Annotated in this window: 20 protein-coding genes and 1 pseudogene; 9 read left to right on the top strand and 12 right to left on the bottom strand. The window is 39.6% G+C overall.

What is annotated here, in order from left to right:
- Nucleotides 1-25 precede the first annotated feature (25 nt).
- Nucleotides 26-2665, bottom strand: a complete 2640-nt coding sequence (gene ppc / locus B0183_RS05880) for a phosphoenolpyruvate carboxylase (protein ID WP_078208505.1) — start codon at nucleotides 2663-2665, stop codon at nucleotides 26-28.
- A 160-nt stretch (nucleotides 2666-2825) separates the two neighbouring features.
- The gene (gene ppx / locus B0183_RS05875) at nucleotides 2826-4325 is read right to left on the bottom strand and encodes an exopolyphosphatase (RefSeq protein ID WP_016527977.1); all 1500 of its coding nucleotides are present in this window, start codon (nucleotides 4323-4325) and stop codon (nucleotides 2826-2828) included.
- Nucleotides 4326-4510: 185 nt separating this feature from the next.
- Between ppx and B0183_RS05870 the strand changes: the two genes are divergently transcribed.
- Nucleotides 4511-6916, top strand: a complete 2406-nt coding sequence (locus B0183_RS05870; RefSeq protein ID WP_234802037.1) for a TonB-dependent receptor — start codon at nucleotides 4511-4513, stop codon at nucleotides 6914-6916.
- 232 nt (nucleotides 6917-7148) lie between these two features.
- Complete coding sequence (gene asnS, locus B0183_RS05865) at nucleotides 7149-8552, top strand: asparagine--tRNA ligase (protein ID WP_078208504.1); 1404 nt, start codon at nucleotides 7149-7151, stop codon at nucleotides 8550-8552.
- A gap of 153 nt (nucleotides 8553-8705) precedes the next feature.
- Here the strand turns inward: asnS and B0183_RS05860 are convergent, their stop codons facing one another.
- Nucleotides 8706-9326, bottom strand: a complete 621-nt coding sequence (locus B0183_RS05860) for a histidine phosphatase family protein (protein ID WP_021116860.1) — start codon at nucleotides 9324-9326, stop codon at nucleotides 8706-8708.
- A 62-nt stretch (nucleotides 9327-9388) separates the two neighbouring features.
- Between B0183_RS05860 and B0183_RS05855 the strand changes: the two genes are divergently transcribed.
- On the top strand, nucleotides 9389-10012 hold the full coding sequence (locus B0183_RS05855) for a TIGR01621 family pseudouridine synthase (protein ID WP_078208508.1): 624 nt from the start codon (nucleotides 9389-9391) through the stop codon (nucleotides 10010-10012).
- Here B0183_RS05855 and B0183_RS05850 read toward each other — a convergent pair.
- Nucleotides 10006-10266, bottom strand: a complete 261-nt coding sequence (locus B0183_RS05850; RefSeq protein ID WP_010786799.1) for a DinI-like family protein — start codon at nucleotides 10264-10266, stop codon at nucleotides 10006-10008. The genes B0183_RS05855 and B0183_RS05850 overlap by 7 nt on opposite strands.
- 256 nt (nucleotides 10267-10522) lie before the next feature.
- On the opposite strand from B0183_RS05850, the pseudogene B0183_RS05845 reads away from it, so the two are divergent.
- Nucleotides 10523-10928, top strand: a pseudogene (locus tag B0183_RS05845) (OmpW/AlkL family protein).
- A 250-nt stretch (nucleotides 10929-11178) separates the two neighbouring features.
- Here B0183_RS05845 and B0183_RS05840 read toward each other — a convergent pair.
- From B0183_RS05840 to B0183_RS05830, 3 genes are read right to left on the bottom strand one after another with little or no spacing between them, the layout of a single operon-like run.
- A complete protein-coding gene (locus tag B0183_RS05840; RefSeq protein WP_010786638.1) occupies nucleotides 11179-12102 on the bottom strand; it encodes a hypothetical protein in 924 nt (307 codons plus the stop codon).
- A gap of 1 nt (nucleotide 12103) precedes the next feature.
- Nucleotides 12104-12988, bottom strand: a complete 885-nt coding sequence (locus B0183_RS05835; RefSeq protein ID WP_010786639.1) for a bacteriophage protein — start codon at nucleotides 12986-12988, stop codon at nucleotides 12104-12106.
- On the bottom strand, nucleotides 12979-13305 hold the full coding sequence (locus tag B0183_RS05830; RefSeq protein ID WP_078208503.1) for a Mor transcription activator family protein: 327 nt from the start codon (nucleotides 13303-13305) through the stop codon (nucleotides 12979-12981). The genes B0183_RS05835 and B0183_RS05830 overlap by 10 nt, the downstream gene beginning before the upstream one ends.
- Nucleotides 13306-13961: 656 nt before the next feature.
- Here B0183_RS05830 and B0183_RS05825 point away from each other — a divergent pair.
- The 4 genes from B0183_RS05825 (at nucleotide 13962) to B0183_RS05810 (ending at nucleotide 16321) form a co-directional block, all read left to right on the top strand.
- The gene (locus B0183_RS05825; protein ID WP_078208502.1) at nucleotides 13962-14603 is read left to right on the top strand and encodes a hypothetical protein; all 642 of its coding nucleotides are present in this window, start codon (nucleotides 13962-13964) and stop codon (nucleotides 14601-14603) included.
- Between the two features lie 10 nt (nucleotides 14604-14613).
- Nucleotides 14614-14835, top strand: coding sequence for a hypothetical protein (locus B0183_RS05820; protein ID WP_021114010.1), 222 nt, complete (start codon nucleotides 14614-14616; stop codon nucleotides 14833-14835).
- A 64-nt stretch (nucleotides 14836-14899) separates the two neighbouring features.
- The gene (locus B0183_RS05815) at nucleotides 14900-15883 is read left to right on the top strand and encodes a hypothetical protein (RefSeq protein ID WP_078208501.1); all 984 of its coding nucleotides are present in this window, start codon (nucleotides 14900-14902) and stop codon (nucleotides 15881-15883) included.
- A 99-nt stretch (nucleotides 15884-15982) separates the two neighbouring features.
- Nucleotides 15983-16321, top strand: a complete 339-nt coding sequence (locus B0183_RS05810; RefSeq protein ID WP_078208500.1) for a phage protein Gp27 family protein — start codon at nucleotides 15983-15985, stop codon at nucleotides 16319-16321.
- A 198-nt stretch (nucleotides 16322-16519) separates the two neighbouring features.
- Here the strand turns inward: B0183_RS05810 and hisC are convergent, their stop codons facing one another.
- Both hisC and B0183_RS05800 read right to left on the bottom strand, forming a co-directional pair.
- The gene (gene hisC / locus B0183_RS05805) at nucleotides 16520-17614 is read right to left on the bottom strand and encodes a histidinol-phosphate transaminase (protein ID WP_078208499.1); all 1095 of its coding nucleotides are present in this window, start codon (nucleotides 17612-17614) and stop codon (nucleotides 16520-16522) included.
- Between the two features lie 34 nt (nucleotides 17615-17648).
- Nucleotides 17649-20813 (bottom strand): type I restriction endonuclease subunit R, encoded by a 3165-nt coding sequence (locus B0183_RS05800; RefSeq protein WP_078208498.1) that lies wholly within the window; start codon nucleotides 20811-20813, stop codon nucleotides 17649-17651.
- Between the two features lie 257 nt (nucleotides 20814-21070).
- Between B0183_RS05800 and B0183_RS05795 the strand changes: the two genes are divergently transcribed.
- On the top strand, nucleotides 21071-21565 hold the full coding sequence (locus B0183_RS05795) for a transposase (protein ID WP_078208497.1): 495 nt from the start codon (nucleotides 21071-21073) through the stop codon (nucleotides 21563-21565).
- A 351-nt stretch (nucleotides 21566-21916) separates the two neighbouring features.
- On the opposite strand, the gene B0183_RS05790 is transcribed toward B0183_RS05795, so the two are convergent.
- The 3 genes from B0183_RS05790 to serC form a co-directional block, all read right to left on the bottom strand.
- Nucleotides 21917-23239, bottom strand: coding sequence for a restriction endonuclease subunit S domain-containing protein (locus tag B0183_RS05790; protein WP_078208496.1), 1323 nt, complete (start codon nucleotides 23237-23239; stop codon nucleotides 21917-21919).
- On the bottom strand, nucleotides 23232-24884 hold the full coding sequence (locus tag B0183_RS05785) for a class I SAM-dependent DNA methyltransferase (protein ID WP_078208495.1): 1653 nt from the start codon (nucleotides 24882-24884) through the stop codon (nucleotides 23232-23234). Before B0183_RS05785 ends, B0183_RS05790 begins: the two co-directional genes overlap by 8 nt.
- Nucleotides 24885-25065: 181 nt before the next feature.
- Nucleotides 25066-26148, bottom strand: a complete 1083-nt coding sequence (serC, locus tag B0183_RS05780) for a 3-phosphoserine/phosphohydroxythreonine transaminase (RefSeq protein WP_078208494.1) — start codon at nucleotides 26146-26148, stop codon at nucleotides 25066-25068.
- Nucleotides 26149-26171 lie beyond the last annotated feature (23 nt).

The raw sequence follows: 26171 nt of genomic DNA, 5'->3' as shown, positions 1-26171 counted from the left end.
AGGTTGTAATCCAGAATATACTCCCCTACCCCGTATTACGCATACCTGCCGCAATACCTGTGATAGTAATCATCAACGCTTGCTCTAAGGCTGGATTTGGATTTTCGCCTTCAGCACGTAAGCGGTGAAGCAGCTCAACTTGAAGTAAGTTAAGTGGATCGGTGTAAACGTTACGCAGAGCAATAGATTCTGCTACCCAAGGTAAATCCGCCATTAATTGCCCTTCGTGAGCAAGAGAGAGAACGCTGTTGATGTCCGCTGCAAGCTGATTGCGTAAGGTATTTCCTAAACGGTGTAAATATTGTGGTACAAGGCGCTGATCGTAATGTTCTGCAAGCCATAAATCCGCTTTACTAAAGACCATCTCTAACATTCCGATACGGGTTGAGAAGAACGGCCATTCGGTACACATTTCTTTTAATAGTGCTTCATTACCTTGTTCGATCAACTGTTGTAACGCTTGACCAGCTCCCAACCACGCAGGCAACATCAAGCGGTTTTGCATCCACGCAAAGATCCACGGAATTGCACGCAAACTTTCTACGCCACCATTTGGATTACGTTTTGCAGGGCGTGAGCCTAGTGGTAATTTTGAAAGCTCTTGTTCAGGCGTTGCTGCACGGAAATACGGCACAAAATCAGGTTCGCCACGCACAATACCACGATAAATGTCACAAGAAATTTCCGAGCCTTTATCCATTACATCTCGCCATTCTTGTTTAGGTTCTGGCGGCGGGCAAAGGTTGGCCTCTAAAATCGCACTAGCGTATAAGTCTAGGCTTGATACAGCAACGGCAGGTAAACCCAGTTTAAAGCGGATCATTTCCCCTTGTTCTGTGACACGCAAGCCATTTTTGAGTGAGCGAGGCGGTTGTGAAAGTAACGCCGCGTGAGCTGGCGCACCACCACGGCCAATAGTACCGCCACGACCGTGGAATAAAGTTAATTCTACATTGTATTTCTCAGATAAATTCACCAACGCTTCTTGTGCACGATATTGTGCCCAAGATGCAGCTAACATACCAGCATCTTTTGCAGAGTCAGAATAGCCGATCATTACCATCTGTTTGTTGTTGATCACACCACGATACCAGCCGATATTGAATAGATCGGTCATTACTTTCTCGCAATGATCGAGGTCGTCTAATGTTTCAAATAGCGGTGAAACAGGAATGGTTGTTTTGCAACCTGCTTCTTTTAAGAGTAAATGAACCGCTAGTACATCAGAGGCTTCACGCGCCATAGAAATCACATAGGCAGAGATCACGCCTTCAGGCTGTTCTGCAACCACTTTACAGGTATCTAAAATCTCTTTCGTTTCAGGGCTTGGTGTCCAGTTGGTTGGGACAAGCGGTCGGCGAGAGCTTAATTCACGCACAAGGAAAGCTTGTTTATCATCTTCCGTCCATTGTGAATAATCCCCTAAACCGATATAACGTGTAATTTCCGCAATCGCCATTTCGTGACGAGTACTTTCTTGACGAATATCTAAACGAGATAAACCTAAACCAAAACAACGAATACGGCGTAAGCAATCTAATAAGCCACCGTTAGCGATAATACGCATTCCGCATTGATGTAGTGATTGATAACAGTCGTAGAGCGGTTCCCAAAGTTGCTCGTCATCGGTTAAGATTTCATCACGGCTAATGGTAAGCGGTTTATCTTGCAAGAGTTCATCATAATAAGCTAAGGTTTTGATAAGTTTGGCACGCAGATCTTTCACCACCACACGATATGGCTCTAAATGATCGCCATATTTTGCACGGAAGGCATCTGTTGCGTGAATAACAGAAAGCTCGTCGGCTAATGATTTAATATCTTCAAGGAAAAGCTCGGCTGCTTTATAACGGTTCATACGCAACACTTTGCGTGTCGTTTCTGCGGTAACAAACAGGTTACCATCACGATCACCACCCATCCAAGAAGAAAAACGCACAGGTGCAAGCCCAACAGGGTACTGAACACCAAAGTTTTTCTCTAAATGGAAATTTAATTGACGACAAAATTCAGGTACCGCTTTCCAAAGGCTATTTTCAATTACCGCCATACCCCATTTTGCTTCATCAACAGGGGTCGGGCGTTGAGTACGGATTTCATTGGTATGCCAAGCTAACGCAATTAATTGCATCAAACGACGTTTAAGTTTTGTGGTTTCTGCATCGGTTAAATCATCGTGTTCCAAGCGGCTTAAACAGCGATTAATTTCAACGTGTTTATGCACTAAAGAACGGCGAGTAACTTCTGTTGGGTGAGCGGTTAGCACTAAATCAATCAACAGTTTTTCAACGGTCGCAATTACTTTTTCAGCAGGCACATTTTGCGCTTTTAAGCGAGTAAATAAAGCACCCATAGAGCGTTCACCTAACGTTGCATCTTTATTGTGACGAGAAATCGTGTGATATTGCTCTGCAATGTTCGTTAAGTTTAAAAATTGGCTAAAGGCACGAGCAACAGGGATAACATCTTCGTTTGAAATATTGGCAAGAATATCAAGAAGTTGCTCACGTGATTTTTCATCACCTGAGCGTGATGCACGAGACAATATACGAATATTTTCAATTAAATCTAAAATTTCATTCCCTTGGGCATCGCGAATCGTTTCGCCCAAAAAATCTCCCAACATATGAATATTACTACGCATGGATTCATAAATTTGGCTCATAAAATGTCCTCTTTTCGATAAAAATTAACTGGGTGTAGATATACCGAAAAAGAGAGCAAATGGCAATGGTATTTAGTTTTTTTTATGAAATAAATAAGAAAATTTTATTTTTACTCAATTTTTACTTTAATAGCATAATAATAAATTTAATAAGGTGCTTTTAGCTAAAATCAATCGTCAAATTAACTGCTTGTAAATACCTAGCCTCATCAAGCAAGTCCGCCAATATCAAAGGATTCTGCGCCAAGAATACTTTATCAAAGGATAAATGCCACGATGAATTTTGGATAGATAAATTAAGTTCCATTGGAATATTCGTTGCTTGACGTGAACGATTTAGTAACACTGCCAAGCGGAATATGCGTAATAGGGTTAAAATATCAGGGTGCTGAAAGCGACTTGCAATTTTGAGATCGTGTCGTTTAAATCCTTTGAGGTGATAACGCATTAATGTGGCTAACAAAGTTTGTTGTTCAGAATCAAAACCTGGTAGATCTAGGTTTGCAATAATATACGCAGAATGGCGATGAGCACCGTTGTGGTTAATTGAAATACCGACTTCGTGCAATAAACTTGCCCATTGTAAGATTTCTCGTAATTCCTGTATTTGACGTTTATTTTTCCAAGCGGTCACTTGATCAAACAAACGTAATGCGGTGTCTTTTATGCGTTCTGCTTGATGTTGATCGATATTAAATTGTTCTGCGAGGGCTTTTGCTGTCCGTTGTCGAATATCTCCAACTTGGAATCCGCTCTCAACACCATATAAGATTCCTTCACGCAATGCCCCATCGGAATATCGCATTGATTGAATATGGAAGGTGTGAAATAACGCCAGTAAAATGGCAAGCCCTGGCACTAAGACATCGGCACGCTCTTCCAATAATCCTTTGAGCTGAATTTCTTTGAGTGAATGAAATGCTAAACAACGATCAATCAAGGTTTGTAAACGTGCTTCTGTAATTAATCCATCTCGATAGCCATTTGCAATCAACACCTTGCTCACAGTTTTAATTGTTCCTGAAGAGCCTAGAACGTGTTGCCAACCTAACTCACGATATTCCCACGCCAAATCATCGATTTTTTCCATCGCTGTTTGATATGCCTGTTCAAAACGTGCTTGAGTTAGTTCACCAGCAGGGAAAAAACGTTTTGCAAAACTCACACAGCCCATATGGCGACTTTCTGCTCGTAATGGAGTGAAGCCATCCCCTATCGTCATTTCTGTCGAACCACCACCAATATCAACCACAAATTTACGCTCTTTTTCTGGTTGTGTATGACTTACCCCTGAATAGATTAAGCGTGCTTCTTCTTGCCCTGAGATAATTTTAATCGGAAATGGGAATACTTGTTGTGCTTGTGTTAAAAAATCTTGATTGTTTAATGCCCTGCGTAATGTGTAAGTTCCTACGACTTTCACATTTTCAGGTGAGAACCCTTTTAAACGTTCAGCAAAGAGTGCTAAACAAGCAATGCCTCTGTCTATAGCTTCTTGATTTAAGTGGCGATGCTCGTCCAATCCTTCTGCTAAACGTACACGACGTTTAATACGAGAAAGGATTTGGATTGAGCCATTAACAATCCTTGCAACAATCATATGAAAACTGTTTGAGCCTAAATCAATCGCAGCAAATTCGCGTGAAGGCATTTCCGACATAGAGCACCCCAAATAGAATAATTCAAAGCAAAGTGTATCACTTTTTCATTCAAAATCGTGGTACTGAACAATTATTTTTTCATTTTTTAAGTTATATACCCATTATTAATTTGAGGTTATTGATCCGTTTTTGTCTTTTTGTTACATTATCCCATTATTTTTTTATGGCTTTAAAAGGAGAGGTAATGATCAACAACAGAACAACAGCATTTAGCTTAGCATTTAGCTTATTACTATGCTGCTTAGGTATTAATGCAGAGCAGCTTGAACTTGATGAAATTTCTGTAATGGGAAAAGTTCCTGAGGGAAATTCGATAAGTTTTCTAAAAGTAAGTGATGCTATTATTGATGGAGAGAAATTCAAAAATCGTTCTGCAACATTAGGGAATGCTCTATCTAGTGAATTAGGCGTACATAGCACCCCATTTGGAGGTGGAGCAAGCGCCCCAATTATTCGAGGGCAAGAAGGTGTTCGAGTTAAGATTTTGCAAAATAATGCTGATGTTGTTGATATGTCAAATATTTCTCCCGATCACGCTATCACTGCAGATACTCTACTTGCTAATCAAGTAGAAATTTTACGCGGTGCTTCAACATTGCTTTATGCAAGTAGCTCTCCCGCTGGAATTGTGAATATCGTTGATCAACGTATTCCAAATAAAATGCCTAAAAAAGGTTATGAAGTGACACTTTCCAGTCGATTTGATACGGCAAGCAAAGAGAAAGTGTATGCACTAGGTACAACCATTGGAATTGGGAAACATTTAGCTTTACGACTTGAAGGGTTAGATCGTCAATCGCAAAATTATAAAGTGCCACAAATTAAACTAGGTGAAACATTAAATTATGTGCCAGATACTTATCATCAATCAAAAGTAGGAACTATTGGTTTATCTTTTATTGGTGAAAAAGGTTATCTCGGAGCGTCTTATAATCAGCGTAAAGACAGATATGGATTACCTGGGCATAATCATAAATTTGATACTTGTATTGCCCATATTTACGATATGAGATTGCAAGGAAAGCATTCTTATACCAATCTTTATCCCCATTTAATGAGTGATGAAATGGTCACAGAAAATCCTCACTTTCATTGTGGTACAGACTACGATCTCGATCCAAGCCATAGCCACGATCACCCTTATGGACACGACCACGATCATACCCATATTGGACCTTGGGTAGATTTACACTCTAAACGAATTGATATAAAGGGAGAGATTAAACAACCTTTGCCGATGTTGGATAAAATTCAGCTAAGTTATGCTCAAACAGATTACTATCACGATGAAAAAGACGCAGGAAAATCAGGCGATACAATCAACCCAAACCGAGTAGATAAGAGCAAAGATTTTGGTAAACCCGTCAATATTTTCAAAAATCAAGGCAAAAATGCCCGCTTGGAGTTTTTTCATACGCCAATTGGTGGCTTAACTGGAATGTTTGGCGTACAGTATCAAACCCTGCAAAGCAGCGCTAATACACCAAACAACCGTGAAGTTCAATGGCCTTTAGTGGATAATCGCAACAAGCAAATTAGCTTATTTGCTTTGGAACAATACGCTTGGGATAACTTTGCGATTGAATTAGGATTGCGAACTGAAAAGCAGAATATTCATATTGACTATGATTTAGCTAAGATTCAAAAACAACAAAAATTCAATGAGAGGACTTATGGTAAACAGGTTGATCCTGATTTATCTGATTATGATGAAAAAGCCATCTCCTATACTGGGGCATTTAATTGGTTTTTCCACCCAGACTATCAGCTCTCGTTTACAGCTTCCCATAATGAACGTTTACCAACTCCGATGGAGCTTTATTACCACGGACAACATTTGGCAACAAACTCGTTTGAATATGGAAACAAAGATCTAAAAAAAGAGATTTCCAATAATTTTGAATTAGGTTTGGGCTACCATACAGAAAAATTAGATTACAAATTATCAACCTATTACAATAATTTTGATAATTATATCTACAATGAAACATTATATCGCTCTAATAACCTCTTTATGCGCCGTTATAATCAAGCTAAAGCCACATTTTATGGACTTGAAGGCATTATTAACTACCGTTTTACGCCTGATTATCAATTCAGTGTATTTGGCGATATGGTAAAAGGAAAATTAAAACAGCTACCCGACATAAAAGGATTAAATGATGTCTATGGAGAGCCAATTCTTAATCCTGATTACGATCCTGAATATGATGAACCAGAAGAGCAATACTATCGTCCTTACTTAGGCAAAGAGATGATTAAACAGGCAGATCGTGTTTCGCCACGTCTACCGCCTATACGTTTAGGGGCAAGATTTAACGCACAATTGACAGACTACCTCTCAGGTTCAGTTGAATGGATGAAAGTCTTTACACAAAATAAAGTCTCCAAATTAGAAAGTTCAACAAAAGGCTATCAATTACTCAATGCGAGTTTAAATTACCGCAGACAAATAAAAGGTGTGGAATATACCGTTAGTTTGACGGGAAATAACTTGTTAAATCAAGCCGTTTACATTCACAACTCTTATCACCCCTATGTACCACAAATAGGCAGAAATTTTATCTTAGGCTTAGATCTTAGTTTCTAAAACCTAACATTATGTAGCACTTACATAAATTATAACTTTTCGTAGGGACTGGGGTTATCCCCACCCTACACAACACTAGTTTTTAGCTGCCACATAATATCGTATTCTTTAAAGGGGATTTAACCGCTTGTTTTACTAGTCTTACAAGGAAAATTTCTCTATAATCGACTGTCTGCGATAAATCTAACGATTTTTCCACAAAATCTTGAGCAAAATTTTAAAAGGTATAAACATGTCTAAATTTCCAACAATTTCAGAGATTCTTTCTGGCAAAGTTGCCGTAGGGGAAGAAGTTGCTGTACGTGGTTGGGTACGCACTCGTCGCGACTCAAAAGCTGGTTTATCATTTTTAGCCGTGTATGACGGTTCTTGTTTCGATCCTATCCAAGCCATTATCAATAACGATTTAAGTAATTATCAAGATGAAGTATTACGTTTAACTGCAGGCTGTTCTGTGATTGTGACTGGTGTGATTGTAGAATCACCAGCTGAAGGACAAGCGGTTGAATTACAAGCAAAATCTGTTGAAGTCGTGGGTTGGGTTGAAGATCCTGATACTTATCCGATGGCAGCAAAACACCACTCTATTGAATACTTACGTGAAGTTGCTCACTTACGTCCTCGTACTAACTTAATCGGGGCGGTAGCACGTGTGCGTCACTGTTTAGCACAAGCCATTCACCGCTTCTTCCACGAGCAAGGTTTCTATTGGGTTGCAACACCGTTAATCACCGCTTCAGATACAGAAGGTGCAGGAGAAATGTTCCGTGTTTCGACCTTAGATTTAGAAAATTTACCGCGTGGTGAAGATGGCAAAGTTGATTTCAGCCAAGATTTCTTTGGAAAAGAGTCTTTCTTAACCGTATCTGGTCAATTAAATGGCGAAACCTATGCTTGTGCATTAAGCAAAGTTTATACGTTCGGTCCAACATTCCGTGCAGAAAACTCAAACACAACTCGTCACTTAGCAGAGTTCTGGATGGTTGAGCCTGAATTTGCGTTTGCAACCTTAGCGGATAATGCAAAACTGGCTGAAGATATGTTGAAGTATGTGTTCCGTGCAGTACTTGAAGAACGTAAAGATGACTTAAAATTCTTTGAGAAACACGTTGATAACACGGTAATCAGCCGTTTAGAGAACTTTATTAATTCAGACTTCGCTCAAATTGACTATACCGATGCGATTGAAGTTTTACTTAAATCAGGTAAAGATTTTGAATTCCCGGTTTCTTGGGGTATCGATCTCTCTTCTGAACACGAACGTTTCCTTGCAGAAGAATACTTTAAATCTCCAGTAGTCGTGAAAAACTATCCGAAAGATATTAAAGCGTTCTATATGCGTTTAAATGATGATGGTAAAACCGTTGCCGCAATGGACGTATTAGCGCCAGGAATCGGTGAAATCATTGGTGGTTCACAACGTGAAGAGCGTTTAGAGGTGTTAGATAAACGTATGGTTGAAATGGGCTTAAACCCCGAAGATTATTGGTGGTATCGTGATTTACGCCGTTATGGTACAGTGCCACACTCAGGCTTTGGTTTAGGCTTTGAGCGTTTAATCGTATATGTAACTGGTTTACAAAATATTCGTGAAGTGATTCCATTCCCACGCGCACCGCGTAATGCGAATTTCTAATTTTTGGAAAAAGATAAGATAAGGCGAGAGAATATCTCGCCTTATTGTTTAAACCTTGAATGATAAGGCTTTAAGCCCGTTTTTAGCAATAAATTTGTCTACTGTGCCAATTTGTCTATTACACCAATTTTAGTAAGTTATTTAGGAAGAGATTTATAAATGTTCTGTCTTATTAAATTCGATTAATTCTCGCTTTTCCCCTTCAACTTTTATGATACTCAGGGCGGTGTTCTGTACAAAAGTGTGCTGTTCTGGATCACGGAAATGATGCCAGTGGATCCCTTTTAATACGGCTGTAAGCAGTGTTAATGTCATTCCGTGCGACACAATCAGGACATTTTCCCCCTCTTGATGTCGAGCAATGATCTGTTCTAATGCCTGAGTAACCCTTTGATAGAGCTGTTCAAAGGTTTCCCCTTGACTTTCAATCGCTTGATAAAGATGTGGGGCGGTTTTTAATAGGATATATTCGGGGTGTTCCGCCAGATCGGCAACTTTCTGCCCTTCCCATAAACCAAAACTAAATTCATTTAAACCTCGATGATGAAAATGGGGAATATCTCTTTCTCCAATAATATAGTCAGCTGTATCTTGGGCGCGTTTCATCAAGCTAGAATAACAAGCCGTAAAGGGAATATCCGCCAATGCGGTTCCTGTTTTCTTTGCTCCTAAAATGCCTTCTTCAACCAAAGGCGAGTCGCCAGTCCCTTGTAAACGCCCTTCAATGTTCCACTCTGTTCGACCGTGACGCACTAAATAAATGTGTAATGCCATTTGCTTTCTTTCCAATAAAGGTTAAAGTATCTTTTTTAATGGAAAGAGTATAACAAAAAATGATGAACTTTACCGTCTGCTATCAACATCAAGACTTTATTATTATTGATAAACCTGCAGGGATTAGCGTTCATAAGGACGATCAAGCGGAAGGATTAACGCAACAACTTGCCAAACAGCTTGGTGTAGAACAAGTGTGGCTGGTTCATCGTCTTGATAAAGTCACTTCAGGCTTGCTGATCCTTGCCCTAAACCCAACAAGTGCAAGTTATTTTGGCGAGCTTTTTGCTCAACACAAAATCCAAAAAACCTATTGGGCATTAGCAACAACAAAACCGAAAAAGAAACAAGGCAAAATTATCGGTGATATGGCAAAAAGCCGAAATGGAAGCTGGAAATTATGCCACTCCACAGAAAATCCTGCGATTACCCATTTTCACTCTATATCGATTGCCCCTCATTTACGCCAATTTATCCTCCAGCCGAAAACGGGAAAAACTCACCAACTGCGTGTGGCAATGAAAAGTCTGGGTAGCCCCATTCTTGGCGACGAGCTTTATGGTGGTGAAAAAGCCGATAGAGTTTATTTACACGCCTATCAGATCGATTTTTATTACCATTCACAACCTGTTAGCGTTTGTGTCTTACCAAGCGGTCAGTTTTGGCAAAAACAAGACAATCAATAATACTCATCTTGCAGTTCATCAAAGGCGGATCCTTCCTCAAAAAGTTGCTCCAAAAAGGTAGCCACTTTTTGTTTTCCCTCTTTGCCTAGCCCAAAAACAGCAAGATCACTATTAGATACCGAAGGTCGAACTCGAACAATCGTATTTGGAAATGCTTTTTCGACTTGCTCTGCCACAATGTCTAAAAGTCTGTTGAATTTACCTTGATCCATTTTTTGTAAGTTGGCTAAACGAATATCAATGGTTGCTTGCATAACATTTTTCTCACCTAATTACTGTATATAAAAACATTATATATAAAACCAGTTTAACTGTAAATAGATACAGATATTTGTTTTGGATCAAATTTTGACAGAACGCTAATGGGTATATTAAGAAAAGTTTCCTGATAAACCGCTATTTTTTGATATTTATCAAAAAACATTTGCTTACTTATTCTTACAATGTTTACCATTAAATAACAAAACAATTACTTTTGATGTTCAACTATAACAAAATGAGGGATTAAAAATGAAAAAAACAGCGTTAGCCGTATTTTTAGGAAGTGCATTATTAGCAGGCTCAGCAGTAGCACACGAAGCAGGTAGCTTTATTGTTCGTGCAGGGGGCGTTTTTGTTAATGCAAACTCTAGCTCAAAAACAACAACTCCAGTTGAGGTTAAATTATACCCTTTTCTTCGGTGCTAAAGCTCTTAATCCTGCAATTACCAATTTACAAGTGAAAAAACACTCATTTGGTCCTGTTGCTAATGCTGGTATTGATATTAAACTCACCGAGAAAGTATCATTAAACACAGCAATGTGGTACACCCGTATTAAAACAAAAGCAAATTTTGATGCTTTAGGTTTATCACACGAAGTAAAAATCAAACTTGATCCTATCGTTTACTTCGCTGGTATCTCATACAAATTCTAAGAAAATCCCATTTCTTACAAATAAATAAAGCCTAGCGACATAACTTTCACAAAAAAGCGAGATAATTATCATCACATCTTTTTTCATATACTGAAATAAAATTTCACTTTTTAAAGAAAAAGGGCTTTAACTGAAGGAGTAGTTAAAGCCCTTTTAGTCTTTTTAGCGTCTTTAGTGACGTTTTTTCAATCAATCAGAAAACCATTTTTGATGGTGCAAGCAAACAATCTGATTGAAAGGTAAAACCTATTTACTTAATACAACCTTTAATTAAGTAACCTGCTGATTTTCCGACAAGGAAAGGGGCGTTGATATCCGTACAACGAATGATTTCCACTTTACCGCCTTTCTCTTGGTAAGTATCAACAAATAAGCCGTCTTTACGTCTTACAGTGTAACCGTAAGACGGCTCAAAAACATTGCCTTTTTTGCCTTTATCTTTACCGTTTGCAACATAAGCCAAAACAATGCTATTTGACCAAATTTTTTCTAGATTACCGTCTTTCTCTTGCGAAGCTGCGCCGATTTTTACCGTTTCAACGCCAATCAGTTCAGCAAAAATTTCGGGGGTTAAAATGCCCGTGCGCGTGTATTTGATACGCTCTAAAAGATTTGCATTTTCTTTTAAAATTTTCCAAACATCTGAAGCAATTACACAGACATTAGGCAAACGCCCAATAGTAGTAGAAACAGCTTCTAAACCGTCATTGATAAATTTTAAAGGGTCAGATTTTGCATTTGTGAAACGTTGCGTTTCAGTCAGTGTAACAACATTTTCAGCTGAATAATTATCTGCATTTTGTGCAATTTCAGCAACAGCCACTTCACGCCCTAACGCAATGACATCTTGAACAACAGAAAGGGCGTATTTTTTCAAGGGATAGCTGGCATCATTATCTTCACGATAATCAATAGGGTATTCAATATCGTGTTCTTTTAATTCCACGCTTAAACTTGTTACATCTTCAGGGGTTAAGCGGTTAGAATCGCCGTGTAATTCTCGAACGGTTGAACGCGTGCGAAAGGCTAAACGCCCAAACTGTGGGATTTTGCCCGCTTCTTTTTCAATTTCAACAACTGGCATTAAAGTTTCAGCAACTAATTCATTGTTGTGATAACCTTGAGCAATTTCAGTTAAAATAGGGTCTTGAATACGTTTATTTGCTAGGCTCATTTTATTCTCCTTTTCGGTTATGGATAACATCAAATGCTTCTGCATAGCTCAAACTATTTGCTTTTGCATAAGCTCTAATTTCTTGATCTAACTCAATCATTTCAGGCGGTGTATTTTGCGGATATTTAACAACATCAACGGCTTGTTTTTCGTAGGCACGCTCTTTTGTAGCAAATTCACCGAAATGAATAATTTGCGGTTGTGCATTGAAAAAGGCTTGCATTTTTTGCAATAGGCTTTCATTTTCGCCAAACTCAATTACATCGCCTTTATCGTAACGTTCTGCAAAATTCAATAATTCAACCGCTTGAGATTTTGCAATAGGGGCTAATTTACCTTGACGAATTAACCCATCTGCAAAAGCTAAAATATCCGCTTTTTCTTTACTGGCTAATTGGCTTTTTAAGCGTTCATTTTCAGCTTTTAATTTTTCAAGCTCTGAAAAATCCTCAGATACAGTAAAATCAATTATGCCTTGCTCATTATCCGCAAAACTTGGACTTTTTAAGCCTTTTACTGCTGGAGCCATAGCCCCTAAAAATCCAACGTGCCTTAAATATAAAGTTCCTTTTTTAGGGTTGTTTTCGCTGTCAGGTAAATAGAAAGACGCCGAAATTTTTTTAAATCGCCCTTTTTGAACCATTTCAGCAAATTCAGGATCGACTTGTTGAAACTCTGCCATTAAGACATCATTTTCTAAATGCAAGGATTTCACCCACGCATAAGCCGGCGCATTATGTTCAGGATGACCAATAACAGCCGGTGCTTCAAACGTGTTTACATCATAGGCTTGAACAACGTTCTGCAAGTCTTCTGTTGTAATGTTTACTTCAGTTCCACTAGCATCTTTACGCTTGCCTGCTTTAAAAATTTCAATTAATTGCATTTTTGTTCCTTGTTTTGATTTTTTAAAATACGATAAATCCACTGTAAAGAAACGCCGTATTTTTTAGCTAAATAGGCGTGATTAAAGCCATTAAACTCTTTGACGATTAAACGATTTCTTGCATTTGCCTGAGCTTTATCCGAAACCCCTTTAGGGATATAGATCGAACTCCCCCCACAATGGAATGATATTTTCTCCATTAAAGCAGCGTATAACGCTTGAGTATTTTCTATTCCAAATTGTTCCGCCACTTCTTGCACTGCATTACCTATCCCATAAATAAAATTCTCCCACGTAAATTCTGCATTATTTTGCATAACGTCCCCCCACTCTCAAACTGTGCAGATACTTTAAATCACTTTATAAAAAACGCCTTTTAAACTAGATTAAAGAAATTCAACCCCACAACCACTAGCAACGAACCGCCCCACGCTCAAACAATCCCCCAAACAGGCGAAAAAAGGCGTTTATGCGTGTTTATAAACACTCCAAACAACAAAAGGACTATACTTGTTAGGCTTACGCCATAAAACGGCTAAAACGGGGCTTTTTTTGAAAGGTTGGTAAAATGAAAGGGAAAATTGACCGCTTGCGGTCTTTTTTCATAACGTTATGAATTTCTTAAATAATTAAATCTTCATTAAATCAATAGGTTAGTTTATTTCCTTTCTTGTTTTTTCATAGCGTTATGAAAAAAAACTTGCAATTTGCCTTAAAAGGTGTATGATTGTTTTCAAGGTGTCGAAACCTTACTACAAAGCGGATAACCGCCCCGATAGATCAAGCGGTTTTTTTGTACCTAAAATTTGCGATTTTAGGGCGAAAAGGACAATTTATTTAAACTCAATGCCGAGGGGGCGAGGAATACAACACCCGAAAGGGGAATAACTCCAGCCGTCTTTGTAGGGCTTTCGAACCCCTTGGCACCCTATTTTATAGGGCAAAATTTCGAAAATTTACAAAGGAGTTCATTATGAACGTTCAACAATTCCCCTTTTCTCTTCAAACAAAACTTATCAATAACCGCCAACAATATTTTATTTCATTAAAAGAGCTTGCGCACGTTGCTTTTAATTGGCATCCAACCACCAAAGAAAGCCAACAACATTTAAACAATTTAGGCTTTCAGGCTGAGCAGGATTATTTAATTATTCAAAATAAAGCACTGAATGAAACGCTTGATTTTTGGCTTTCCATTGAAACCGCCATTAGCTTTATAGATAAAACAACAGACTGCTGGACACCGATTATTAAACGTTGCTTAGAAGCTTTAGGCGAATTACGCAAAATGAACAAAACAGTATTAAGCGAGCTACAACCAGCCATAAATCAACAGCGTTTTATTGTTGAAACCAACGCTTTTTTAAATACCTATTTTCAATATGACCATCATTTTTTAATTAGTGAAGATGATTTTGTTGCACTTGAACGAATGAAAGGGGCTTGCACTGCTTTTGAGCTGATGTTACTTGAAATGAATAATAACCGATCTTTAAGTTATGAAACATTAGCCGATTTATTTTCTTGTTGTACTGCGCCTTTATTTGACGTCTTAAAACGCCTAAAAGACGTTAGTGATGAAGCCGATAAAATCAGAGCTTTAGCAGTAAACTAAGGGGGATAAAATGAGCAACACCAGCAAAATTTTAGACTGTCAAAATCTTGTTTGTGATTTAAGAGATCAAATTTTAGCCCTTGAAACCTTAGATCATTTACTTTCGCTGTCTTGCCATAGTGTAGAACAAATTGACTGCGACGGCGTAAGCCGTTTACTTAGAGCAATAACCAGCACGGCAGGAAAACAGCTAGAAGAGCTTGACGGCTTACTTGAAAATTGTAAACAATAAACTAACCGAAAACAGACCGCACTTTAATTTTGAAGTGCGGATTTTCTACCAATAGGAGTAAAAAATGACAATGATCACAAAAGAAGAAATAGATGCTTTTCATCGAGTTGAAAATGCTTTGAAAAAGGAACAAATCCTAGCAATTGAGCTTAGAGGGCAGGTAAAACAAGTTATTTTTCAAGAAAAATTTTTAACATTCCAACGGTTACAACAGCTTAAACAAATTAAAGAAAGTAAAGGTTATCGAAACTTACCTATTGTTGATGATAATACAGGAGAAATCAAAAGAATAAATACATTTAAAGAATATTGCGACAGCATAAATTTAAGTATTAGCACCGTTGATAATGAATTATTAAATCTTAGCGTTTTAGGAGAAGAATTATATCAAGCAAGCGTAAAATTAGGTTTAACAAGCCGAGAAATGCGACGTTTACGCACTTTACCTGATGAAACGATCATTGATATTAGAAAAATAGATTTTTCAGAAGATGAAGATAAAAGCCGATTAGTAGAAAAATTAGCGGAAGCTGAAAAAATGGTTGAAAAATTAAGTGATACTATTGAAGAACAAGCCGAAACCCTAAAAGAAACCACACAAAAACTAGAAGAAAGCCAGCAAAATTACGAAGCATTAAGCCGAGTGAATGAGAATAAGGATAAACGCATAAATCAGCTAGATTTAGACCTACAAAAAAGCAAGCAGTTAATTAAAACAGCTACGCCAGATGAATTAGGAGCAATCTTAAGAGAAAAAGCCAGCTTAATTGCTTATGGTATTCAAGCTCAAATAATCGCACAACTTAGACCAGCTTTTGATGAATTAGAAAAACATAGCAATGAAACAAACATTGATCACCGCCAATTTATGAGCGGTATTATAGGGCAACTTTATGTAGAAATTAATGAAATTCAAAGCTATTTCAATTTAAACGAATTTGCAGACGGTAATAATTTGTTAGATTGGGAACGCGGTATTTTTAAAAAAGAAGATAATGAAATAGATGAGAGAATGCAAGCTATCTTAGATGCTGAAATTTTAGGCTAAATAATTATTAAACCACGCTAAAAGCGAAAAATAGCCCTTTCTTTAAAATTGCTCCTATATCGCCCGATGCTTTTCGGGCGTTTTTATAGGAGAAATCAGATGACAAAACTAACCAAACTACCCCACGACGTTTTAAACGAATTACAAGAAGAAATTAGAGCCAATTTTTACAGCCATAACGAAGCAATCAGCGACTGGTTAAAAGAAAAGGGCTACAACATAGGGAAAAACACAATCCACCGCTACGCCCAAGCATTAAAGCGGTTAGACGGCTTTACCGCAAAATCTCAAACACACGACCTACTAGCCAAAGTAATAACAGAAAATTTTGATAGCCCTAGACTATCATCACTTTACCGAAAATTAGGCAAATTAGAACACGAAAAGCAAAAAATCTTAACCCAAATTAACCAACTGCAAGACGAAGAAAAAGCCTAAAAATTTAGGCTTTATTTTCTTTCACATATTGAAACATTATTACAATAACAATTTATTCCCACGTATTCCAACGTATTCCCACATCAATTTATCTCGTTTTTATTGTATTAGTTATGTTGGTCGGGTTTAAATAAAATAGGCTTCCATCGGAAGCCCATTTTTTTAAGTGGTACGCCACAAATTTGTCTACTATGCCTTCTAAATCAGCACCTTCCTCAACGCCATAAAAAATCTATCATTTTCCTCTGGCAACCCGATACTCACACGCAAATGGTTTGGCATACCATAGCCTGCAATCGGACGAACAATCACCCCTTCGTGCAACAACGCCTGATAAATCGGCTGTGCAGGCTGTTTCAAATCTACCGTAATAAAATTGCCTTTAGATGGAATATATTCCAACTGATTTGCCTTAAAAAACGCCTCATAGCGTTGCATTTCATTACGATTATTTTCTGCCACTTTCGCAATAAAATCATCATCTTGCATCACTGCAATTGCCGCCGCTAACGCAAGACTATTACAGTTAAATGGCTGACGCACACGATTTAATAAATCCGCAATTTCAGGGTGAGAAACCGCATAACCAATACGCAAACCAGCTAAACCATAGGCTTTAGACAGCGAACGAGAGACGATCAAATTCGGATATTTCTGCACTAACGCAAAAGAATTTAATCGCTCAGCAGGATCGGTAAATTCCGTATAAGCCTCGTCCAACACCACAATCACATTTACAGGCACTCTGTCTAAAAAGCGTTCAATTTCCTGTTGCGATAAAAAATTCCCCGTCGGATTATTTGGATTCGCGATATAAATCAACTTGGTTTTGTCATTAATCGCCTGCTCAAAGGCTCTCAAATCGTGTCCCCAATCTTTTGCAGGAATTTCACGCGCTACCGCATTAATCGCTTTAGTCACAAGCGGATAGACAATAAAGGCATATTGCGAATAAATAATCTCATCTTTATCACTGGCAAACGTATGGGCAAACAGCTCAAGCAGATCATTTGAGCCATTTCCTAAGGTAATTTGATTAGGCTGAACCCCAAACTTTTTCTCAATGGTCGCTTTCAGCTCAAAACCATTGGCATCAGGATAGCGAGTTAAATCATTCAACTGCTTTAAAATCGCTTGTTTCGCACTTTCAGGAAAACCGAAGGGGTTTTCATTCGAGGCAAGTTTCACAATATTTGAAATCCCAAGCTCACGCTCAAGTTCTTCAATCGGCTTCCCCGCTTGATAAGGGGCAAGAGTTTTCACGCCCTCATTGGCGATGTTGATAAATTGCATTGTTGTTCCTTTTTTCTTAATGTTTCGTTGCAGTTTATACTGTCGTCAATTCATCCGCAATCACTTCCGCTTGTTCCAACACAAATTGGATTGCCTCATCGCATTTATCTGGTGGATATTTGAATAATCTCAACGTTACACGCACCAAGTTTCGCATTTTGGCACGCACGGCTTCTTTATATTGCCAGTCAATAGTGGCGGATTTACGCAGTTTATCGGTAATCGCTTTTGCCAAGTTTTTCAAGGCATCATCGCCCAATTCTCGCACCGCACTTTCATTGCGGGCAAGGGCATCGTAAAAGGCAATTTCTGCTGGCGATAAACCCAATTTCTCCCCACGTTGCAAGCGTTCGGCAAATTCCTTGCTCATATTCAGCAACTCTTCCAACACTTGCATAATGGTGAGATTTTGGTTGTGGTATTTGTTTAACGCCTCTTTCAAACGCTCGGAAAAATCTCTTTGCACCGCCAAATTGCCTGTTCCTTTTTCATTGATTTGGCTACGCAAATAACGCTCCACCGCCAACAGCCAAAGCTCTTTGGTTTGACTGTTTCTGATTTTCTCTAAAAACTCTTCCGACAAAATGTTGATATTCGGCTGTTCACGATTGAGCAAATCAAACAGGTTAATCGCACCGCTTGCGTCCACCGCTTTATTCAATAAAGCCACCAACTGCAACTGACGTTCTTCGCTTGAAGCGGTGGAATTTGGCTCACGTTTTGCCAAAATCGCACGCACCGCATCATAAAAGGCAAGCTCTTTTTGGTACTGCTGAACATCGCCGTCTGCACCGCATAAGCTAAAGCCTTTTTTCGCCAAACGTACCGCTTTTAAAAACGCATTGCGTCTTGGGGTTTTCTCGGTTTTATCCGCAACCGTTTGATGATCTAAGGCGAGAATATGGTTCGCCCCCAACATTACTTGCTTGAACAACGCCAGTTCATCTTCAATTTTCAAGGCATCAAACAGCTTAAACGGCTGATCGTTCACAGGTGTAGCAAACTGCCCACGCACAACATCAATATATTCCAACATCTTTGCCTTAATTTCGGCGATATTGTGGATCATCTGCCCTTTGCCGTGCGAGCGAGTATATTGTTCTGTCGCTTCTCGAAGTTCGCTGGTTAGCCCCACATAATCCACAATCAAACCGCCATTATCACGGCTTTTATTGCGGAACACACGGTTTACCCGTGCAATCGCCTGCATTAAATTATGCCCTTTCATCGGCTTATCAATGTACATCGTATTACAACAAGGGGCATCAAAACCCGTTAGCCACATATCACGCACAATCACAATTTCCAGCGGATCATCAGGATCTTTAAAACGGCGTTCCAACAGCTTTTTATCTTGCGAAGAATAGATGTGCTTTTGAATGTCCGCAGGATCGCTCGCCGACCCCGTCATCACAATCTTAATCGCCCCTTCATTCACATCATCGCTATGCCACTCTGGACGAAGTGCGGTGATTTTTTCGTACAATTTCACACAAATCTGACGGCTCATCGCCACCACCATTGCCTTGCCGTCAATTAAAGCGGTGCGTTGTTCAAAATGTTTGACAAAATCTTCTGCCAAACGGCTCAAACGCCCCTCTGTTCCCATTAATTTTTCACGCAAACGGAAGTTGTAGCTACTTTCATCATCTTCATCTATTAACGTTTGGGCTTCTTGCACCACATTATCAAACTCGGCACTCTGTGCTATCGGAATTTGTCGAGCTTCATAAATAATCGGCACTGTCGCCCCATCTTCCACCGCATCGGTAATATCGTAAATCGACACATATTTACCGAACACTTCCTGCGTATCTTTATCTTCAAGACTAATCGGCGTGCCGGTAAAACCAATAAAAGACGCATTTGGCAAAGCATCACGCAAATGTTTTGCATAGCCGACACGGTATGTCCCTGTACGATTTAGCTCATTGAGTTTCATACTTTGGCTAAAACCATATTGCGAACGGTGAGCCTCATCGCTGATCACAATAATATTGTGTCGTTCGTTTAACACAGGGTGAGCCTGCTCGCCCTCTTGCAAACCGAATTTCTGAATAGTGGTAAAAATCACACCGCCTGTTTCACGCTTGGCAAGTTCTTCACGCAACGCCTCCCTGCCGTCTGCCTGCACAGGTTGCTGACGAATTAACGCCTGACCGCCTGAAAAGGTGGCATAAAGCTGACCGTCCAAATCATTGCGATCGGTAACGACCACAATAGTCGGATTGCGTAACTCCGCTTGCGACAACAATTTGCCCGCATAAAACAACATCGACAACGACTTGCCCGAACCTTGTGTATGCCACATCACCCCGATTTTGCCATTGCCCTGCTCGCTCGCCGCCCACAGCGTACAATCCACCGCTTCATTCACGCCGTAGAATTGATGATAAGCGGCAATTTTCTTCACCAAACGACCGCTTGAGGTTTGCTCAAACACAATAAAATTCTGGATATAATCTAACAAACTCGCAGGGTTAAGCAAGCCACGCACCAAGCCTTCCAACTCGTGTTCAAACGAAATCCGTTGCTTGCTCTTCTCGTCCACCACACGCCAAGGGGTAAACCGCTCAAAATCTGCCGTGAGCGAACCGACCTTCGCCAAAATACCATCGCTGATCACAAGGGCTTGGTTATACACAAACAGATCGCCGATTTCCTGCTTATACGTCTGCAACTGATTAAACGCCTGTGGCAAATCCGCATTCTCTTTCAAGGGATTTTTCAGCTCCAACACCACCACAGGCAAGCCATTGATATAACAAATCACATCAGGACGGCGATTACCCTTCCGCCCCAAAATCGTCAGCTGATTCACCACATCAAAACGGTTCAGGCTTGGCTGTTGAAAATCAATCAAACGGGCAAACTCCACCTTTTGCTCATCATTTTCCCGATATTCCACCCGAACGCCCTCACGCAAATAGCGATAGGCTTGTTGATTACGCTCCGTTAAATCTGTAATATCCGTTTTGCACACCAACGCCACCACTTCGTCCACCGTGGCAGACGGCAACTGCGGATTTAACCGCTCCACCGCCTCACGCAACACCGAACGAAACACCACCTCGTCCGTCCGCAACCGCCAAGGATTTTCCCCATCGGCATTGATGGTCGAACCGTGCGTATAATCCCAACCCAATTCCTGCAAAAATCGCAAACAGGCTTGTTCAATGGTGTTTTCGTTGATGAGCATTGTTTTTTCCTTTTTTATTTTATTTTTTCGACACAGATCGAAAAAATGATTTTTGATGATTGATGGAATGTGTTTGGTTCCATCAAAATTTGTTCCAATTTTCGTTGAATGAAATTCGTTGGCGGACACACGCAGTGTGTCCCTACCAAATTAAAATCCTAATAAAATCAACCCCGTAGGGACACACTGCGTGTGTCCGTTACATTACAAATTAACCCGTAGGGACACACTGCGTGTGTCCGTTTTAGGAGATACTGATGAATTATCCAAATCGCAAATCTGTCCGTGTAAAATGGGATACCTATCAAAATGGCTGTTATTTTGTAACCGTTTGTACCCAAAATAAAATTCATTATTTTGGCGAAATTCAAAATCAAACAATACAATTAACAACATTAGGTAAACAATTACAAAATATCATTCAAGACACAATAAATTTAAGACAAAATCAATTTATCGAAATACCTATTTTTACCGTAATGCCAAACCATTTTCATTTAATCATCACCATAAACAGTGATACAGACAAACATCAACATTATTTCGGTAACGGACAAAGCAACAATTTATCCGCCATTGTTCGCGGAATAAAATCATCATTAACCAGTTTTGCCATTAAAAATCAAATTCCATTTAAATGGCAACCCCGTTTCCACGAACACATTATTCGTTCCGAAAAAGCATTCAATTTTATTTATGATTATATCCAGAACAATGTTATACAATGGGAACAAGATTGTTTTTACGGATAAATATTTTTTGAACATACAAAATTTAATTAAATCCAATCAACCCGTAGGGACACACTGCGTGTGTCCGTTATCAATGTTTTTTCATATTTGTGATTTAAATTAACATTTGCAAATTCAATTAAACCCAACCAACCCGTAGGGACACACTGCGTGTGTCCGTTATCAATGTTTTTTCATATTTGTGATTTAAATTAACATTTGCAAATTCAATTAAACCCAACCAACCCGTAGGGACACACTGCGTGTGTCCGTTATCAATATTTTTCGATATATTGTTGATTTGATTAACACCCTGCGGACACACGCAGTGTGTCCCTACAACCACGGGTCGTATCGATGTCGGGTTTCATTCTAAACCTCCCCACTCAATAACTTAGGCAATAATAAATCTCTTACATTTGCTAAAGTTTTATTCTGTTTATCATTACAAGCTATCTGCTGAAAATGTTCTTTTACAACCACACCAAATAGCTCCGTTAGCTCATTATTTGGAACAATAATTTCTTTAATTAAAAAATCAGGAAAGTGTCCTTTATATTCAGTAAATTCCTGCTTTCCTAAAGTTGCCAAATAAGTCCACAAAACATTACTCTCTTTTCCAACAAATGCAAAGACATTTTGAATAGCACTAAAATCATAGCTAATCAAACGCATATAACAAGTATGGTTAGCAAATACAATAACAGGATTTTCAATACTTGCTTTTACTCCTGCTTCATCATTGTGATAGCCAATCACACCCGATTTTCCCTGATCCAAAATGGGGATATTTCCAACTTCAAAAGCTGTTTTTTGGCTATATTTTTTTCCAGTTGGGATTTTTCTGATAACATCTTCAATTCGTTTTACAGCCCACCCCCTCGGCACTCCCTTCTCATCAACCCCACTCGGAAATGCCTCTGCGATTTCCCATAGTTGTTGGTATTGTTCGGGATTTGCCGTCTGCAATCGGTGTAATTCTTGCGTGTTTTTACCACTGATCACAGCCATTGCCGCTTGGGTGGCTTGTTCAGCGGCTTGTCCGCTTGCCAGTGCGTTGGCTTTGGCGTGAACGGGGTCAAAATCAATAAACCAGCTTTTAAAAATCGTTTGGGCGATTTGTTCTAGGGTTTGATTGATATTGATATTATTAATTATTTTAAGATCGATTTTTTCTAAAAAATTAACAATTTTATTTTGAACTTCAATATCTAAAATAGAAGGTCTTATTTCATCTATGAATCTATTAAATTGAAAATTTGAAATTCCAGTTGATTGATTTTCAAAGCTAGCAATTTCATCACTCAGATGCATTGCCTTTATTTGATAATAGACATACTTTGAATTAACTTTTTTTCTATCTAGTCTTAGCAGTTTACAAAAACTTGCTGGTATTACTTTACCACCTAAATTTTTCAATAATTCGTCAGTTATATACAAACAACGCCCAGTCCTTTGTTTAGAGCTAGCACTTCCCCCAGATATTTCTATAACTAGATCACCAATTTGAAGCAATCTAGATTGAATTTTTTTCTGTGTTTCATATCTAAAAGGAACACCTTGAATATTATTAATTTCAAGGTTTGGAATATCTGTACCACGAATAACAGCAACTAGTTCTAGTCCTTCATCTTCTACATCTTTTCCCCAACCTCCGCCTATAGAATGAATTGTTAAATTCGATAAACTACTCATACCCCAACCCTCCCAAATTCGCTTTAATCTTGGCTTCTAATTCTGCACTTTGCTTAAATTGTTGTTGTAAAAGCGCGGTCAGTTCTTGCATTTTTTCTGCAAAAGGTACGCCATCATCTTCTTGTTCGGCAGCACCGACATAACGCCCTGGGGTAAGGACGAAGTCGTTTTGGGCAATTTCGTCAAGGCTTGCGGTGTAGCAGAATGCAGGGATATTTTGGTAGTCGGCGGATTGTTGCCAGTTGTGATAGGTGTCGGCGACTTTGGCGATGTCGTCTGCGGTGAAGTCGCGTAAGACACGGTCTTTCATATAGCCGAGTTGGCGTGCGTCAATAAACAGCACTTCGCCTTTGCGTGCTTTGTTTTTGTTCAAAATCCAGATACAGGCTGGAATTTGGGTGTTGGTAAAGAGTTGGCTTGGCAGGGCGATCATCGCTTCCACAAGATCGGCTTTGAGAATATTTTTGCGGATTTCGCCTTCGTTGTTGGTGTTCGATGACATTGAGCCGTTGGCAAGCAACAACGCCATTCGTCCGTTTGGCGAAAGGTGGTAAATCATATGTTGTAGCCACGCAAAGTTGGCGTTGCCTTCGGGCGGTATGCCGTATTGCCATCGTGGGTCTTGGGCAAGGCTTTCGTTCCACCAGTCTTTCATATTGAACGGTGGGTTTGCCATCACAAAATCCATTTTTTTATCACGGTGTTGAGGATTGCTGAAGGTGTCGGCGTTGCCTTTGCCGAAGTCAAATTCAATGCCACGAATTGCCATATTCATTGCGGCAAGTTTCCAAGTGGTTGGGTTGAACTCTTGTCCGAAAATGCTCACTTCGCTGACGTTGCCTTGATGTTCGCGGATAAAACGTTCTGTTTGCACAAAAAAGCCACCCGACCCCATTGCAGGGTCGTAAATGCGTCCTTTGTAGGGTTCGAGCATTTCGATAATCAGGGTAACAATGGATTTTGGCGTGAAATATTGACCGCCCTTTTTGCCTTCCGCTAGGGCGAATTGCCCGAGAAAATACTCATAAACGTGACCGAGAATATCTTTTGCCGCCAAGGAAATCGGCTTACCGTCTAGGGTTGGACGGGTGAAGTTGGTGTCGGAAAAGAGATCGATTAAGCCTAATAAAATGCTTTCATCAACTTTATAAGGGCTGATGCGTTGAATGACGTTTTTGAGTTTAGGGTTGTCTTGTTCGATAGCATCAAAAGCGTCATCAATCAAGTTGGCAATGCCTTTAAAGGTTTTCTCGTCCCAGATTTTGTCGCCAATGTTAGCACGAGCCACGACTTTGATTTCGTCCCAACGGGCTTGTTGCGGCACCCAGAATACGTTGTCTTGGGCGTAGTTGTCCCGTTCTTCCAGTTCGGCATTGAGAATATCGGCAAGTTCGCTTTCGCTGTAAGCAGTCGGATCGAGATAAAAATCGGACGTTGGATCGGTGTAGCGTTGTTTAATGATGTCTTGTTGTGCCGAGAAGCTGTCGGAAACGTATTTTAAGAAGATTAAACCGAGAACGATGTGTTTGTAGTTGGCAGCGTCAAGCTGTTGGCGAAGTTTATCGGCAGCTTTCCAAAGGTCGGCATCGAGTTTGTTGAGAAAGGCTTGTTGATCTGCTTGCTGAGTAGCTAAATTTTCAGCCAGATGTGCTGTGCTGTGCTGTGCTGTGCTGTGCTGTGCTGTGCTGTGCTGTGCATTATACTATATCTCCGTAAAAAAAATCTACTCGTAGGGACACACTGCGTGTGTCCGAAAAATATTAATGAAATCAAAAATACGTGAAAAACATTGATAACGGACACACGCAGTGTGTCCCTACAATAAATTATTTATTTTCTGCCTCAAACTTCTGCATAAACGCAATCAACGCTTGTACGCCTTCAATCGGCATTGCGTTGTAGATTGATGCACGCATACCGCCTAACACTTTGTGACCTTTTAAGGCTTGTAAACCGCAAGCGGTCGCTTCCGCCACAAATTTTGCATTGAGTTCGTCGTTGCCTGTGGTAAAGGTGACATTCATTAAAGAACGGTTCGCTTTAGCAACGGTGTTGCGGTAGAAATTGCTGTTATCAAGGTAGCGATAAAGTAATTCTGCTTTAGCTTGATTGCGTTTTTCAATTTCAGCTAAACCGCCTAGTTCAAGCAGATGTTTGAATACCAATGAACAGAGATACCAAGCAAATGTTGGTGGTGTGTTGATCATTGAATCGTTGTTAGCTTGGGTTTCGTAATTCCAAATAGATGGCGTTGCTTTGCGAGCCTTGCCAATCAAGTCTTCACGCACAATCACAAGGATAATCCCAGCCGGCCCTAAGTTCTTCTGAGCGCCTGCATAAATGATACCAAATTTGCTGATATCGATAGCACGAGAGAGAATGTTAGAGGACATATCAGCCACTAACACCGCATTGCCCACTTTTGGCTCATTAAAAATTTCCACACCGCTAATGGTTTCGTTCGGGCAATAATGAACATAGTCGTACTGTTCTGCAATCTCGCTAAAATCAAGGTTACCCACCTTGAGTTCATCGCCTTGCTCTAAAATATTGATTTCATCAATTTCACAGAAATTACGAGCTTCTTTCGCCGCTGTCGCTGACCAATGACCGCTAGTTAAATAAAGCGCCTTGCCTTTTTCGCCGATTAAGTTCATCGGAATTGCCGCAAATTGCCCTCTCGCACCACCTTGTAGGAATAAAATTTTGTAGTTTTCAGGAATGTTATAGAGCTTACGGAAATTTTGTTCACACTCTGCGATCATTTCCATAAACAATTTACCACGATGGCTAACTTCCATTACTGAAGTGTGTTGATTTTGCCAATTCAACAATTCTGCTTGTGCTTTTTCTAATACGGCAGTCGGCATCATCGCCGGGCCTGCGCTGAAATTATAAACTTGTGTCATTGTGTTTGCCTCTTATAAAAAAT

Origin of the sequence: Glaesserella parasuis, from assembly GCF_002015085.1 — a bacterium.
Taxonomy (GTDB): Bacteria; Pseudomonadota; Gammaproteobacteria; order Enterobacterales; family Pasteurellaceae; genus Glaesserella; species Glaesserella parasuis.
Note: the sequence above shows the minus strand (reverse complement) of the source record. Positions and strands in the feature narration are given on the sequence as shown.